Origin of the sequence: Stenotrophomonas sp. SAM-B, from assembly GCF_013387485.1 — a bacterium.
GTDB lineage: Bacteria > Pseudomonadota > Gammaproteobacteria > Xanthomonadales > Xanthomonadaceae > Stenotrophomonas > Stenotrophomonas maltophilia_AA.
In genome coordinates this window covers 252,291-266,237 of record NZ_JABBXB010000003.1, presented here as the reverse complement: position 1 = coordinate 266,237, position 13,947 = coordinate 252,291, and the positions used below count along the sequence as shown (strand labels likewise).

The window sequence follows — 13,947 nt, the reverse complement described above, 5'->3', positions numbered from 1 at the left end:
CTTACACCGTCATGAGTCGAAGGGTGATGGAGAAGTAGTCGCCGTCCAGGGCAGGCACGGCAAAACGAATGGGGTCAGCCTCGATGCCCGGACCATCAGTCCGCCGCCAGCGCACAGGTAGCTCGCGCTGGCCGCCGTTGTGGGCGGGCAGGATCAGGGGCAAAGAGGTCGTGCGCGGGAGCTCTTCCAGCGCCTGCAGGGCGCGCAGCACATCGAGACGGACAGGTGCCACGTAGGCAGAACCATCCCGCTGGGTCTGGAGGGTGATCGGGCGGCCTGCCTGCATCGCTGATTCCTGCACGATGAGGGCGCCGGTGAGGCTGGTTTTGACGGCCTGCCCCACGCGCCAGGCGGTGAACTCATCGGTCCACTGGAGATCTGCGGGAAGCGCGATGCCCGCCAACGAGAGGACGCTCATCCGCGGCGACTCCCCGCGCTCACCGAGACACTGCGGCTGCGGGCCACCCGGTCCAGCACCAGCGGCGCGACCAGGGAGGCGAGGCGCTCAGCGGTCGCGCGCTCCTGCGCGCTGGCACTGGCCGCCACCGACGCGCTGGGTGCCGTCCACTCGATCCGCAGGATCTCCGTGCCACTGCCATTGGCGTTGCCGACGCGCTTGGCGTCCTCGGCTTCCTGCTGCCGCTGGGCGGCCTCCGCCTCTTGGCGGCGCTGCTCAACTGCCTGCCGGGCGGCTTGGTCGCGCGCCTGAATCTGCTGCTTGATCTGCGTTTCCAGTTGCAACGTGCGCTCCAGCTCGGCGGTGCCGAGGTAGTCGAACTTCGACGCCAGCGCATCGCGTTGCACCCCCATTTCGTCATTGCTTTTGAGGGTCCGCTCCAGCTCGGCGTTGTATTCGGCCAGGTCACGGCGCTGCTTGCTGATGCCGTTCATCAGGGTGGCGAATTTCTCAAGGGAGTCCTGCCCGCCCAAGGTCTGGAAGAGTTCCCGGGCCTTTCCGGAGAGGTCGCCCAGCGAGAACGACAGACCCTGCGCCGCGCTGTCAGCGCCACCCAAGCCCGAGGCCGCGTTGCTGCCCGCCGCACCCACAGCCTCGGTCGCGCTGGCGGCGCCGCCGGCAGAGGCAGCCACGCCATCCAGTTCGCGGGCAGCGCCTGCCGCGCCATCTGCCACGGCACGGGTCGCCGAGGTGCCCTTTTCCTTCAGGTCGTCCATCGCATCGTTGACCCGGTAGATCGCGCCCAGGTGTTCCAGCTGGGACTCAACCATGAACTTCTGGGTCACGTCGCTATCTGCTGCGGCCTCCCGAGCGCTCTCTGCGTACGCCCGGAAAGCGCGCCGCACGTCCTCGATGCTCGCCTTGCCTTGTGCTGCGCCCCGTCGGATCTCTTCGAAGGCCGACTTTGCAGCGTCCCGCGCTGCGTTGAGAGATGCCTGCGACTGGATGCCGAGCTTGCCGAACTCGTTGTTCAGCGGATCCATGGCGTTGGTGATGTCACGAATCCGGGAGTGCAAGGCCGCCGCCGAGCGACCCGCTTGGTCAAAGCCCACCTTCCCACGTGTGCCGGCGGCCTCCAGAAGCGTGCCCAGCGTACGGGCCTCATCGATGGTCGACACCTTGCCGAGCGCGGCGCGGAAGGCTTCCTCGATCTGAGCACCGGTGGCGAGCGCGTTCTCCGAGATGGCCGCGAACGAGGCGATCGCATCACGCCCAGCCTTACCGAAGCTCAGCCCGACGCGCTCGGCGGAGACACCCAGATTCTGGAGAGATGCCGCCAGCGTCTGCTGCAGCACCGCGGCCGCGTCCACAGCAGCCGCCGGCAGCGCGTCAAACGCCGTCTGCGATGCCTGCTGGAAGCGCAGCAGCTCTTCACCGGAAAGCTGCTGTAGGACGTCCAGCAGGCCGTCCCGAACGTTACGCCCGGCAGCAGCGCCTTGCGCGGCCGTGTGCGCCAGCGCCACAGCCACGTCTTCCAGCGAGCGCGTGTCTGCGAAGTTGAGCGCCTGGAACAACTTCGAAATCGAGGTGGATGCCAGCTTGGCGTCTCGGTCGATGCCCACCAGCTGCTCCAGCACCAGCTGGGCCCCGGCACCGATGCCATTTTTCATCGCGTCGCCGGCGACGCGGGCTCCCTCGGCGATCGCGCGATAGCCTTCATTGGCTTCGCGCAGGCGCAGCTTCACCTGCTCCAGCTGCTTGAGCTGGTCATCGGTGGCGATGCCCATGGCCTGCATGCGCAGCAAGAAGGCGAGCTGCGCCTGCAGGTATTGCTTCAGCCCCTCCACCCGGGCCTGATAGGACTGGCGCTCCGCCTCCGCCATCGCCGCCACTTGTGCGGAAGTCTGGACGGCGGTATCCCGGAACTCGATCAGGCCGTTGGCGACGGCCTTGCGAGCAACAGCCTCCTGATACAGCGTCTCCTGAAGCCGGCGGCTGATCTCACCAGCCTCCTTCATCGCCTGGCTGTTCTTACCCAGCTCATCGCCAATCGCACGCCCGATCGATTCCAGCCCTTTGGCCAACAGCTCCAAGCCGAGCAGCGTCACCGTGATCGGCACTACCGTGGGCATCCTCTTGAGGATGTTGCCCAGCGTTACAGCACGCTTCCCAGTCGCATCCATCGCGGCGACGTTGGCCCACTGCGCCCGCGTCGAAGCTGCCAGCGCAATGCGCCAGGTGTTCACCTGAGCGATTGCCTTGATGATGGCAAAGGTCGCAAAGGCCTTACCCAACGTAACCAGCGCGCCGCTGTGCTCCACCACCCAAGTGGTCGCACCCTTGACCGCTTGCGCCATCGTGATGATGCCGTCGGCCGTCTGCTTGGCCCAGCGCGTGAGAGTGCCGTCCTTGGCAAGGCGATCCACGACGGTGAGCATGTCGGTGAGCTGAGCCTTGAAGTAGGTCAGCACACCCTGATCGGCGACTTCCTGTTTCCAGTCCTTGAACCGCTCGGTCGCTTCCTTCCACAGGCCGGCGATCGTGCCCACCTTGGCGGCTGCGGCCGCACCGCCGTAAGACTCGTTCAGCACGTCAAGAATGATGGCCTGCGCCTCAGCCACCCTGCCGGTCGCTTCCAGCTGCTTGATCAGCTGCTTCTGGCTGTCCTCCAGGGTGAAGCCCTGTTTACTGAGGGACTCCATTGCTTTCGACGGGGTCTGGAGCGCCTTGCCAACGACCTCGGCCGACGCCTCCAGGCTCATGCCCAATCGCTGCGCCTGATCGATCGTGGCCTGCATCGCTGCTGGGAACTGCTCGCCCACGATGTTCGTGTAGGACAGCAGGCGCACCTGAGCTGCGGAGATCTGCCCGTCGTCGAAGAGACCCCCCTGCAGCTGCCGCCGCATCCGCGCCAGCTGCTCGGCCGTGAACTCGCCCTGCCGACCAGTCGCAGCGAGCGCGGCCTCCAGCTGGCCCAGTTCCTGTTCTGCGTCGCTGCCTTCCTTGATGATGTCCTTGATGCCGTCGACGACCTTGCCGAACCCGATGAAGCCGAGGGCGGTCGCAGCGATGCCCTTCAGCTTGCTCATGATCGAGCTGGTGGCAGTGGCCGCCACTCCCAGCTCAGCAGTCTCCTGCGCGGCTTGGCTGGCGCGGTCGCGATAGGCCTTCAGCGACTCAGCGGCTGCCGTGCTGGCCTTCGCCTGGTCGCGGAACCGGTTATCGCTTTCCTCAATCTGCTGGTTCCGCCGGCGGCTTTCGGCGGCGGCCTGGGCAGCCTCCTTTGCCTGTTCGGTGAACGCCTTCGCGGTGCGCTCAGCATCGTCCCGCAGGCGCTGCTGGCTTTCGGCCAACTGCGCCGTATTGACGCCCAAGCCGCCCAGCGCGGTGTCCGCCTTTACCACCGCCTCCCACTGACTATTCAGCGAGGCCTTCAGCTTGTCCCCTTCTGCGCGTAGATTCCGCTGAGCGTTCAGCAGCTCCTTCGATGGGGAAGCTGTCTCAGCGATCTGCAACGAAAGCTGGTAGGCGGCCTTCTGGTTGGCGTCAAAGCGTGTTTCCAGATCGGCCAACGTGACCAGCAATCCGTCAAACGCCTCGGCCTTCTCGGCGGTGGCGTTGAGCTCGGCCAGCTTGTCCACCAGCTTCCCGGTGTCGGCCACGGCAGCATCCGAGGCCACGCCCATCTCGGCAAGCGCCTGGCGCAATTCATCTACGCCCTCAGTGCCGCTGGTCTCCAGCACCAGCCGCAGCGCTTCCTCGAATGCCGCATTGTTCGCCATCAACGTTTCCCCTGCCTTGCAAGTTTGAGCTGCCGAATGAGCTCGCTGCCGCGGTAAGCGTTCATTTCACGAGCCAGGCGTGTAACGACCACGTCGCCTTGGCCCATCACCATCTGGAATGCACTCGGACCTGTGAGCGTCCGCAGCTTGCGGCGCCCATCGCGCCCCGACGACGCCGTGGCGTCACGCGAGAACTGGCGCGCCACCAAGCGCCTTTGACCACCAACCGTCGCGATGAAGGCCGAGTTGTAGACCTTCCGCTCACCCTTCTGGATCAGGGCGGTCGCACCGGCTGTCTTTCGACCGCCCCAGCGTCCACCAAACCCGACCAGCGGAAGCGGCCTGGCCGAGGCATTCAGCGATATGTACTCACCGTTCTCATCCGCACCCGTGCGCACAGTGAAGCGCCCGGTCAGATCGCTAACCCGTACGTTGTAGATCTCACGAATGGCTCTCTTCGCCGCCGGCTCGAACCGCCGACGCACCGTGATGGCCGAACGAGCGTCGGCCTTTGCAATCGCCGCCGCACTCACACCATTCACCTTGGCAGCAATGCGTGCCAAGGCAGCGGCATTCATGCGTCGGTCGAGGCTGGCGAACCTGCCCATAGCTCAGAGCCCCCACGCAAAGGTGGTCGGCACCATCTCAGGCGCCGACCACTGAGGACTGGGAGCAGCCCTCTGCCGCATCAACTGGCCTTCTGCTCGTACACCTTGAAGGTGTACAGCGCGGTCTCTTCCGATCGGAAGATGACCGAGCCGGTCAGGGTCACCTGGATCGGCTCGTCGCTGAACCAGTCCACATCGCCGTCAACGGTCAGATCGACCTGCGGGATGCGAAGCAGGCCGTCCTCCCCACTGATCCGGTCCTGCAGGTTTCCCAAGATCATGAAGGACTTGTTGGGCACCGCACCACCATTGATGGCCGTTTCCAGATAGCCGTCAAAGCTGTACGAGACGGTAAGCGCATCACCGTGGACAATGCTGCCGCCGGCCAGGGGGATGAACAGCCCCTGCCGATTGTCGATGTCGTAGTCGGTGCCAGCCACAAGAGTCGTGGAGCCCTTCTTGACGACCGGCACCGGCGACGCCAGTACGAAACGGTGGCCGAGATCAACGGGCACGTCCTTGCTGTAGACCGCGAGCGGCCGATCCTCAACCTCGCCGGCCTGAACCGACGACGACACAGCGCTGCCGTAGAGCATGCGCGCCAGGATCGCCGGCGGCACTTCCAATGCCGTCACACTGATTCCGGTGGTGCCGGGGTTGGCATCGGTGTGGATGATCTGGCCGTAGCGATCATCGCGCCGCTTGCTCTTCACCTCGGTCGTGTCGCCAGCTTCATAGCTGAACGTCAGCGAGCTTTGTTCGAGCGGCTTGTTGCCGAATTTGTCATCCGAGTCCGGAATGACGGGGACGAGGTTGGCACCGGCGCCGTACTCGAAGAAGCGCAGATCGCCGGCAAACTTACGAACCTTGGGCTGTTGGGCCATTAGGGTTTCTCCTGGGAAATGGACACGGGCTGGAAACTCTCGGTCAGACCGGCCCGCGCGGTGATCTGAGCGACAACACTTGAATGACCGTCGTCATCGGCGACGGCAGCCAGTTGCGAGTCGATGACTTCGAACTTCGTGAGTCCGAACGGCAGATCTCGCACATCGAACTTGAGAGCGGAGATCAGGTCGTGCCGAGCGCGATGAACCAATCGATTAGGGCGATCCTCGCCCTGGAATCGCGGCACGCTGAACTCGATAGTCACAGCAACGTCTGAGCTGGTCTGAGCGCGGCCGCCGCCCGTCCCGGTGATGCGGTCCACCACGATGGCGGTTGCAGGAACAGTGAGACTGGCTGGGCTGTCCTCATCGTCAAGCAAAAGAAGGCCAGCACCGATATCAGTGAAGAATCCCGATTCCCTCTTGATCAACCTCACCCGCTCCGCCAGAAACTCCACCAACTGCCAAGTGACTGGCTCTTTCAGGTCGCTATCAGACACGTGCCACCAGCCAGCGGCTCAGCGAGCCGTCATCAGAAATCAGCTTTGAGTTGATGTAGCGCTCACCGTCAACCAGAACTTGCCCCTTCTGCACAGGATTGAACCCCTCAGAGCGAACGTAGGCGATCTCCACGCGGCCAGCCTGGAACTGCTGCAGGCCGCCGATAGTTTCGATGTTGCGATCGACATACACCTGGCACGGCATCGGTCCATCGGCACCCGGGGACGTGTACTCACCCATGTCGGCCATGCCGGCCGCGGCAAAGCTGGCATGAAGCCCTGCATCCATCTCGGCGAGGAATGCGCGCTGCCCCATCACCGGCGATCCCCACGACGATTGGTGACGCACAGCGCCAACACAAGACACAGCACGACGACAGCGAAGGCCAGGAGCGCGCTCACGGCTTCACCTCGGTGCCCTCAATCGCGCGAACCTGCTCAGCGCGTCCGTTCTGCCGCTCGATGACCGCCCTGCGCTGCGCGGCAACGTCGAAGCACTGCGCAATCGGACCTTCGGGAACGGCCTCAGTGCGCGTAAGCGCGGCCGGGATTGACACGTATACGCGCCGCTCCACCACCACAGGCTCAGGGGTCACCGCGCACTGCGCCGGGCCTGCATCAGGCTTGGTCCGCCCACAGGCAGCAAGCACGGCGGCGAGCGCCGCGACGTTCAGTAGCCGGAGAATGCTGGGCATGATCCTTCCACCTCGGTCAGGGCCAGCGCACAGCGCGTCTCACGCGCTTGGCCGGCATAGCGATTCATGAACTGCTTCAACGTCTGATTGGCATCCGCCTCGCGGGCCTCTGCCGCAGCTACAGCGCTGTCGCTCTGGCGTTTGAGCGTTGCTGCCTGGTTCTGCGCCAACGCCAGCTCAGCCTGGAGGACACCAACAGTGCGGCCGTAGCCAGCGTTGGCTTTAACCAGCTCCGCAACCCGCGTGGTGGCGCCCTCCTTCTGCGAGGCGCAGGCAGTCGCCGCGCCTTCATAGGTGGCAGCGGCAGCACGAGCATTGGCCCGCACGACCACAAGGCAGACAGACAGTGCGATCACCACCAAGGCGAGAACCCCGATCACCCACAAGAGCGGCTTCACCGTGACCACCGAGGGCAGCTTCATCGCGCACGCTCCGTCAGACCGGCTTCGTCCTCGCGACGCCCACAGAGACCCGCCTCCAGATTGGTACCACGCCACAGTCGGCACATCTGGCGAATCTGGCCCGCGATGCAATGCACGTCCGCGCCAGGCAGGCACACGTCGCGGATCGCACGCATCTCCGTGCGCGCCGGACCGGTCATCGAGGCACCGCGGTTATAGACCACGGAGACCAGTGCACCGCGGGCGTCGGCGGGCAACGCATCGAACCCGTCGGCACCGAACGCTCGCCGCGCACTGGCGTGATAGCGCGGGAGCGAGGCCACGCCGAACACGTCACTCGCCAGCCCGAACGAAACGCGCACGTCGCGGAGATCCCGCACGACGGGTTGCGCGGCAGGGCCGGTGATCCCAGCGGTCGCCTGGAGGCGGGACGTCGCGGCCAGCGCTGACCAATCCAAGCCGATCTGCTGGCGGGTCTGATGACCGCCGTCGTAGCCGATGCCCCACGTCACGCCTGATGCGCCACCCGGCCAGATGGGCGCCTCATAGCGCCGCGTGTACAGCGCTTGGCTGCCAACCTCCCAGCGGACAATCAGCGCAACAGCAGCCGGCGAGATGAGCGACACCTGGGGGGCGCTGGCCGCCGGTGGCACGACCTGCTGCACGGCCTCCTGCAGCGCAACGACCACTGGCATCACTGCGCCTGCGGTGGACTCTTGTGCCGATTGAACCACCGGGGCGACAACGTCGCCCACCTCTGAACGCGCCTCAGCGAGGGCAGCTGCCGGCGCATCAGCAGGGACAGGCACGGACGCTGCCACCGGGTCCTGGCCGCAAGCGGTGAGCGCGACGACCAGCAGGCCGGCGAGAACGCGCCGGGCGATCATCGGGCGATCCAGAAGAAGGCGACGAACAGGCCAACCAGCCCCATCCATTCGGCGCGATCAAGCAGCAACATGCGCCAGGCCGATCGGTCACCAGCCCGGGCAGCGTCATGCAACTGCCGCTCTTCATCTTCAGGCAGGTCGAACAGATAGGTGCGCTTGAACAGCCAGGCAGCTGCACAGGCGGTCGCCAGGTACGCGGCGGAGATCGGCAGCTGCAGCAGCTGCGCCAACAAGTCGCCGCCGATGGTGCGGTCGAGCGCGCCCAGCAGAACCCAGCCGAGCAGCGCTAAGAAAATCAGGACCGGCAGCCAGAGGATGAACTCCTGCCAGCGGCTGAAGAAGGAGAGGATGCGTTTCATGGTGTTTTCTGCGCCTGTTCCACGGTATTAAGACGACGCTCCAGCTCGGCGATCCGCCAGATCACCCCGTTGTCCAGCTTCGCGTTGACCACCTGCACGTCGCTGGTTACCTGCTGAAGACCCTTGCCCTGCTCCGCCTGGATGGTGCGGATGTCGTTGAGCATCCAGCTCACTGCCCCGCCCGCCACCGACAGCACGAAAGGCAGCGCGAAGATGGCGACCTTGAGTGCCACAGACGCAAACTTGCCGTTCATGGCCCGGTCGAGCTGGGCATTTGCATCAGTGGTGCTCATCGATCCCCCTGTATTCGTAGAAGCTCCACCACCGCACACGCCACCCGGGCATCTGTGTGCGGTGGTGGGCTAACCCTTATGCGCCGCCGGTACCGGTCGCTGCGGTGCCCGGCGTCAGGCGAACCAGCACCTCAGCATCACCGTTCGCCGCCGGCTCCACGGCGTATCCGAAGCCGTTGAAGTCCGCCGCGCCGCCATCTGCGACGATCACCCGCTCGTCAGCGCTGGACCAGTTGACCGCCGCGCCGTTCGCAACGACTGCGGTTGCCAGCTTCGGAAGGCGGAAGACGCCCTCCACGTGGACCGCGATGCGGTCGCCGATTCCGCCGTCGGTGACGGCGACACCGAACAGCTTGCCTTTCGCGACGACACCGCCGCTCTTGACCGCCTTGTCCAGCACCACGTCCAGCACGCGGCCGTCCTGATGTGCGTTCTTCATGACTGTTTCCTCAAATCGAAAGGGATATCGCTTGGGCGCGAACCGGCAACCCGGCCGCGCTCAAATGTGGCGGAGGCTCAGGTCGGATTGCCCGGGTTCTTGTAGATGCCGCGGTAGTCGGCGATCGCCGGCGCAGCGTCCAGGCGGACCTTCCAGGCCACGCCATCAACCGTGAAGCCTTGCTCCTGCTCCAGGTACGGGGCTTGATTTCCGTCCAAATAGCCGACGACGATGCCGTCAACGAACGCGGGGTTTGCCAGGCCGTACCACGCCTTGGGATCCTTCTGGTCCAGGCGGCCGTGGTCCCACACCTCGAAGGTGTTGCGCACGGTGTTCGGCTCCTTCTCACCGACACCGGCACCAACGGCGTACTCGGAGTCACGCACGGCGCGGGCACGCAGATTCAGCGCCACCGGCGTCAGCAGGCCCTTCATCGGAACCTGGATCAGATTGTCGTCTTTATCCTTCTGCAGACGCATTGCGGCCTGCATGGCACCGACACTTTCCGTGCTGATCAGCGCGGCAGGCAGCACGTTGCCGTGATCCGCGCTGAAAAGCAGCTTGCCGTCGGCCAAGCGGGGGTTGCTGTTGATCAGGTCGAAGACGGCCTTCGCCAGCGTCCGGCGGGCAGCTTGGCCCATCTTGCGCGGCACATCGCTGAAGATGCCCAGGTCGTCGTTGATGATGGCCTGGCGGGTGATGGTGAACAGCTTGCCGTAGGTGACGATCTTCATCGCCTGCGACTGTTCGCTGAAGGTGCCCTGCTTGTACGCGCTGCCCTCCGGCACGATGTCCAGATCCGAGAACGCACCCAGACCCACCAGATTGGTCGGCTTGAAGTCCGGCACGTTCACCGCGCGGGTGAACTGGTCGAAGTTCTCCTCCGCCTCCTGGTAGCCCTGCGCCACAGCGCGGCGCGAGGCGTCGCCCAGCAGTGCCGGGAAGTCCGAGGTGCTGTGCGTGAAAGCCATGCCCACGATCTGCATGCGGTCCATGCCGTTCACGTTCGTTCCGGTGGCCTGGACGCATGCACGCGCGATTTCGCCCATGGTCATGCCACGGAACGGATTGCCATCGGTGGCCTGCACCAGGCCGGCGCGGGCCTCGATGGCGTTCGCCATGGCGGCACGGGTCAGGTCGCGCTGATCACCGCCCGGAACGATTCCAGCATTGCCGTTGAGGGGCCGGCCGTTGGAGCCCAGCAGCGCCAGGATGTGACGGCCGGCGTTGTCGGCGGTCACACTGATGTCTGCCGCGGCGATGATTCCATTGACGTACTCAGCCACGGCCGGGATGCCCATGTGTGTCTGCGCAATCGCCTGAATCTCGGTGTTACGCGTCCGCAGCGCGAGCATCGCCGCCGCTACCGGATCTGCCGCGGGAGCAGCGGCAGTGACGGGCGCCGGCGCCGGAGCTGCGGGAGCTGGGGGAGCTACGGCCGGAGTTGCGGTATTGCCCGCCGCTGCGGCGGTCGCGAGACCGGCACTGGCGAGGATGGTGGCGTACTGCTGTTTCATGGTGGGATCCTCGATATGGCCGATCACGGCCGACTGGCTTACCTCAGGGAGTGAGGCGAAGGTTTGCGGGGAGAGGCTGGCAACGATGTGGCGACGCAGCTGGGCGGTCACCGGCGCACCAGCCCCCTCGATTGCTTGGAGATAGCCGGTAACGGCGACTGCCGAGGCGGCCTGCCAGCGGGCGCTGGCACCAGGATCGGCATCTACCACCACGTCGGCCAGGCCGGCCTCGATCGCCTGCGGACCCGAGTACCAGTGATCGGCGTCATCGGTGAGCAGCCGTTCCATGTCCTCACGGCGGCCCGAACGAGAGGCATATGCCTCAAGCATCGCTGCCGCATGGGCGTCCAACGCCTCAGCGTTCTGACGGAAGGTCGTGGCAGTGCCAGCCGCGACGGTGCGCGGCCCATGCACCATGACCAGCGAGCTGGCGAAGACACGGCGCTCATCGCCCGCCTGAAGGATCAGCGACGCGATGGAGGCGGCCTGCCCCTCAACAGTCACCACGGTGCGGGCCGGATGGGACTTCAGGGCGTTGTAGATCGCCATACCGTCGGTGACGACGCCACCCACGCTGTTCAGGCGGACGTGAATGGTCGAGGCGGTGATCTGCCCGATGCGCTCCACCAGATCCAGCGCGGACACCGATTCCTCGAAGAGGTACCCGCCGATGGCGCCATAGATCATGACTTCGGCAGTGTCAGCCTCGGCGTGCACCTGGAAGAGGCACGGCCCCAGTTGGCAGTCCGGGCCAGCGTCGGCGGTGATGGAAAGGTTGATGGTGCTTGCCAACAGGCTCACTCCACGCATGGTCATTCGCTCCTGGAAAGATCGCGCGTCAGCGAGCCGAGCACCTGTGCCCGGGCCTCTGCGCTGGTATTGGGCGCCGTCGGCGCGATTTCGGCGGCCTGCTGCTGCCAGTCTTCTCGCTGGCGCAGCACGTCGATCGGGTTGTTTCCGTACTGCAGGATGTTCTGCTGCGGGCTGACCCAGCCCCGGTCCTCGGCCTCACCCTTGGCATAGGCTTCTTTCAGCGGATCGATCCACGGCATGACAGGCCGCACGTAGGTGGACGCGGCCAAGTGGCGCAGCGTCCAGCCACGCGGCAACTTGACCTTGCCTGCCAGTACGCACGCTTCAATGAAGCGCTGCCGCTGTGGGCGAATGCTCATCGCGATGAAACGCTCGGCGAGCATCAGGTAGCTGCCCCACTTCTCCACCAGCTCCTGTCGCTGAGCCGAGTACGTGCCGTTGTAGTCCAGCGAGAGGCTGGAATAGCTCACACCGATACCGCCGGCGGCGGCGCGCAACTGCTCTTTGCGCCAGGTCGCGGCATTCGGGTTGGGCCGATCGGAACTGAGGCTCTCAATCGACTCGCCCGGCAGCAGATCGTCAAAGATCGCGCCAGGTGCCATGCGGAGTTCGCGAACCGGAGCACCGTCCTGCATCAGCACACGACCACCAAGCCCGTCAGCGCCGCCGAACATGCTGCCCTCGCCCTTCTTGATCTGGAAGGTCATCGAGGCAGCAACCTTGGCCGCAATCCGCTCCGACTCTTCGTAGTCCTTCACATCCTCGAAGCGGGACATGGAACTGGCGAACACGCTGAGTCCGCGTACCTGGTGCAGCCGGCTCAGGTTGGCGATGCAATGCATGAAGTCAGCAGAGACCCGCTTCGTCTCAAGCCGGTTACCGGAGGGATCACCCGGGTGCTGCTTGTAGACATGGAATGCGACAGGGCGGCCCCAGGCGTTTCTCTCGACGCCCTGCAGGATGTTTCGGGAGGGGTCGCTGAACTCAAGAGGCACCAGATCCGCCTCCAGCATCTCGATGCTGTAGGGGACGCCACTGCCATGTGCCAATCCCGGCACGAAGCCGATCAGGTCCTGATAGAACACATCGCCATCGCGAAACCAGCTCCGTGCCAGCAGCTGCTGACATGCGCCGTAGTCGTGCGTCTGAGTGACCTCCGGACGGTCCCACCATTCGTCCCACAGATCATCGAGCTGCAGTGCCAGGTCGCGGTTGATCGCTTGGCCCGGCAAGCGCGGGGAAGCCAGAACATCAATGCCAGAGCCGACCGTGTTCTGTACCAGAACGTTCAGGGCGTTGTCCGCCAGATCCAGATCACGCTCGAGGTGCCGCGCTTGATCCCTCAGCTGGCGGGCGTCCATGCCAGCGATAGCGCCGCCGCTGCCCCAGTCACGGGCGAGCTTCCGGCTGCGCGACGGGCGGGTCACCTCGTGGGCACGGGCTTCAACGGGGACCGCCGCCGGGGCGCGTACTGCGCGATCTGCGTGATCTGCGCGATCTGCAGCGGTGGTGGTCAGCAAGCGTTGACGGGCGATCGATGCGGATGCCATCAGGTGGAACCGCCGAAGTCCGCAGTAGCCCAACCCGCCCGACGGCGACGGCCCCCGTTTGCCTCACGGTCAACAACCGCTTGCCACTCAGCGCGGCCTTTTCGAATTTCAGCCAGGTCAGCGTGCGTCAGCTGCCGCTCGCCGAAGCGAACGCTCTGCCCCTTCAGCACGGCGATCTCCGCCTGTGCGTAGTGTCCGAGCATTTGCTGTGCAGTTGTCATGCACATATTTTGAAGAGGTGCGCGCGCCAAGTAACGCCAAAACCGGGCTAGCAAGCCGCAGAAAGCGCTTAACGTTCAATGACTTGCCATCTCACGCGCGCCAGCTTTTGCTTAAGCTGTCAAACTCCCTACGCAGACCTCAGCAATAAATCTGCGCATCCCGAAAAAGGAATTCCAAATGACCAATGACGTAAAAACGCTTGAATCAGCTGTGCTGGGAAAGACGCCTATCGTTTGCCAGTATCAGTATGCATACAAGGACCATCCGGGTATCTTCCACGGCCTTGTCAATGACACGATCACCGATGAAGGCAACAACTATTTCGCGGTCACCTACGCGCTCGTAGAAGATGCGGAGGGCAAGCTCATGAAGCTCGACCCCGCGATGGTCAGACTGGACCGATCCAAGCCGGACTGATGCTGGAAAGCTGGCGGCGCCTTGTCAGGCGCCGCCCCTTGCCCTGGGAATTCCACCAGGGAAGAGTCTGTTCAACTGCCGTCGGGACAGGTCGAACTTTAGACATACAGCGCTGGCTGTAGTCCCGCGCTCCAAGAGCATTCGAATTTCTTCGACCGGATACGCTCGCGACATAGCAGGGAA

At 64.7% G+C, this 13,947-nt stretch carries 15 protein-coding genes; 1 reads left to right on the top strand and 14 read right to left on the bottom strand.

All coding sequences use genetic code 11. The features are described 5' to 3' along the window. Nucleotide 1 precedes the first annotated feature (1 nt). The 14 genes from HH110_RS08940 to HH110_RS08875 form a co-directional block, all read right to left on the bottom strand. Nucleotides 2-418, bottom strand: coding sequence for a hypothetical protein (locus HH110_RS08940; RefSeq protein ID WP_176989350.1), 417 nt, complete (start codon nucleotides 416-418; stop codon nucleotides 2-4). Beyond that, nucleotides 415-4,179, bottom strand: coding sequence for a Laminin subunit alpha-2 (locus HH110_RS08935; protein WP_176989349.1), 3,765 nt, complete (start codon nucleotides 4,177-4,179; stop codon nucleotides 415-417). The genes HH110_RS08940 and HH110_RS08935 overlap by 4 nt, the downstream gene beginning before the upstream one ends. Further along, nucleotides 4,179-4,757, bottom strand: a complete 579-nt coding sequence (locus HH110_RS08930) for a hypothetical protein (RefSeq protein WP_176989348.1) — start codon at nucleotides 4,755-4,757, stop codon at nucleotides 4,179-4,181. The genes HH110_RS08935 and HH110_RS08930 overlap by 1 nt, the downstream gene beginning before the upstream one ends. Nucleotides 4,758-4,867: 110 nt before the next feature. After that, nucleotides 4,868-5,671, bottom strand: coding sequence for a hypothetical protein (locus HH110_RS08925; RefSeq protein WP_176989347.1), 804 nt, complete (start codon nucleotides 5,669-5,671; stop codon nucleotides 4,868-4,870). Beyond that, entirely contained in the window at nucleotides 5,671-6,171 is a 501-nt protein-coding gene (locus tag HH110_RS08920; protein ID WP_176989346.1) for a hypothetical protein, read from the bottom strand. The genes HH110_RS08925 and HH110_RS08920 overlap by 1 nt, the downstream gene beginning before the upstream one ends. After that, the gene (locus tag HH110_RS08915) at nucleotides 6,164-6,487 is read right to left on the bottom strand and encodes a hypothetical protein (protein WP_176989345.1); all 324 of its coding nucleotides are present in this window, start codon (nucleotides 6,485-6,487) and stop codon (nucleotides 6,164-6,166) included. The genes HH110_RS08920 and HH110_RS08915 overlap by 8 nt, the downstream gene beginning before the upstream one ends. A gap of 82 nt (nucleotides 6,488-6,569) precedes the next feature. After that, nucleotides 6,570-6,866, bottom strand: coding sequence for a hypothetical protein (locus HH110_RS08910; RefSeq protein ID WP_176989344.1), 297 nt, complete (start codon nucleotides 6,864-6,866; stop codon nucleotides 6,570-6,572). Then, on the bottom strand, nucleotides 6,842-7,288 hold the full coding sequence (locus HH110_RS08905; RefSeq protein ID WP_176989343.1) for a hypothetical protein: 447 nt from the start codon (nucleotides 7,286-7,288) through the stop codon (nucleotides 6,842-6,844). Before HH110_RS08905 ends, HH110_RS08910 begins: the two co-directional genes overlap by 25 nt. Beyond that, on the bottom strand, nucleotides 7,285-8,154 hold the full coding sequence (locus HH110_RS08900; protein ID WP_176989342.1) for a hypothetical protein: 870 nt from the start codon (nucleotides 8,152-8,154) through the stop codon (nucleotides 7,285-7,287). Before HH110_RS08900 ends, HH110_RS08905 begins: the two co-directional genes overlap by 4 nt. After that, complete coding sequence (locus HH110_RS08895) at nucleotides 8,151-8,513, bottom strand: hypothetical protein (RefSeq protein ID WP_176989341.1); 363 nt, start codon at nucleotides 8,511-8,513, stop codon at nucleotides 8,151-8,153. The genes HH110_RS08900 and HH110_RS08895 overlap by 4 nt, the downstream gene beginning before the upstream one ends. After that, the gene (locus tag HH110_RS08890; RefSeq protein ID WP_176989340.1) at nucleotides 8,510-8,806 is read right to left on the bottom strand and encodes a hypothetical protein; all 297 of its coding nucleotides are present in this window, start codon (nucleotides 8,804-8,806) and stop codon (nucleotides 8,510-8,512) included. Before HH110_RS08890 ends, HH110_RS08895 begins: the two co-directional genes overlap by 4 nt. Nucleotides 8,807-8,882: 76 nt before the next feature. After that, nucleotides 8,883-9,245, bottom strand: coding sequence for a DUF2190 family protein (locus tag HH110_RS08885; protein ID WP_176989339.1), 363 nt, complete (start codon nucleotides 9,243-9,245; stop codon nucleotides 8,883-8,885). 77 nt (nucleotides 9,246-9,322) lie between these two features. Next, nucleotides 9,323-11,578 carry a ClpP-like prohead protease/major capsid protein fusion protein gene (locus HH110_RS08880; RefSeq protein WP_176989338.1) on the bottom strand — a complete coding sequence of 752 codons (2,256 nt, stop codon included), beginning with the start codon at nucleotides 11,576-11,578 and terminating at the stop codon, nucleotides 9,323-9,325. Next, the gene (locus HH110_RS08875; protein WP_176989337.1) at nucleotides 11,575-13,125 is read right to left on the bottom strand and encodes a phage portal protein; all 1,551 of its coding nucleotides are present in this window, start codon (nucleotides 13,123-13,125) and stop codon (nucleotides 11,575-11,577) included. The genes HH110_RS08880 and HH110_RS08875 overlap by 4 nt, the downstream gene beginning before the upstream one ends. A gap of 399 nt (nucleotides 13,126-13,524) precedes the next feature. On the opposite strand from HH110_RS08875, the gene HH110_RS08870 reads away from it, so the two are divergent. Further along, nucleotides 13,525-13,764 carry a hypothetical protein gene (locus HH110_RS08870; RefSeq protein WP_176989336.1) on the top strand — a complete coding sequence of 80 codons (240 nt, stop codon included), beginning with the start codon at nucleotides 13,525-13,527 and terminating at the stop codon, nucleotides 13,762-13,764. Nucleotides 13,765-13,947: the final 183 nt, after the last annotated feature.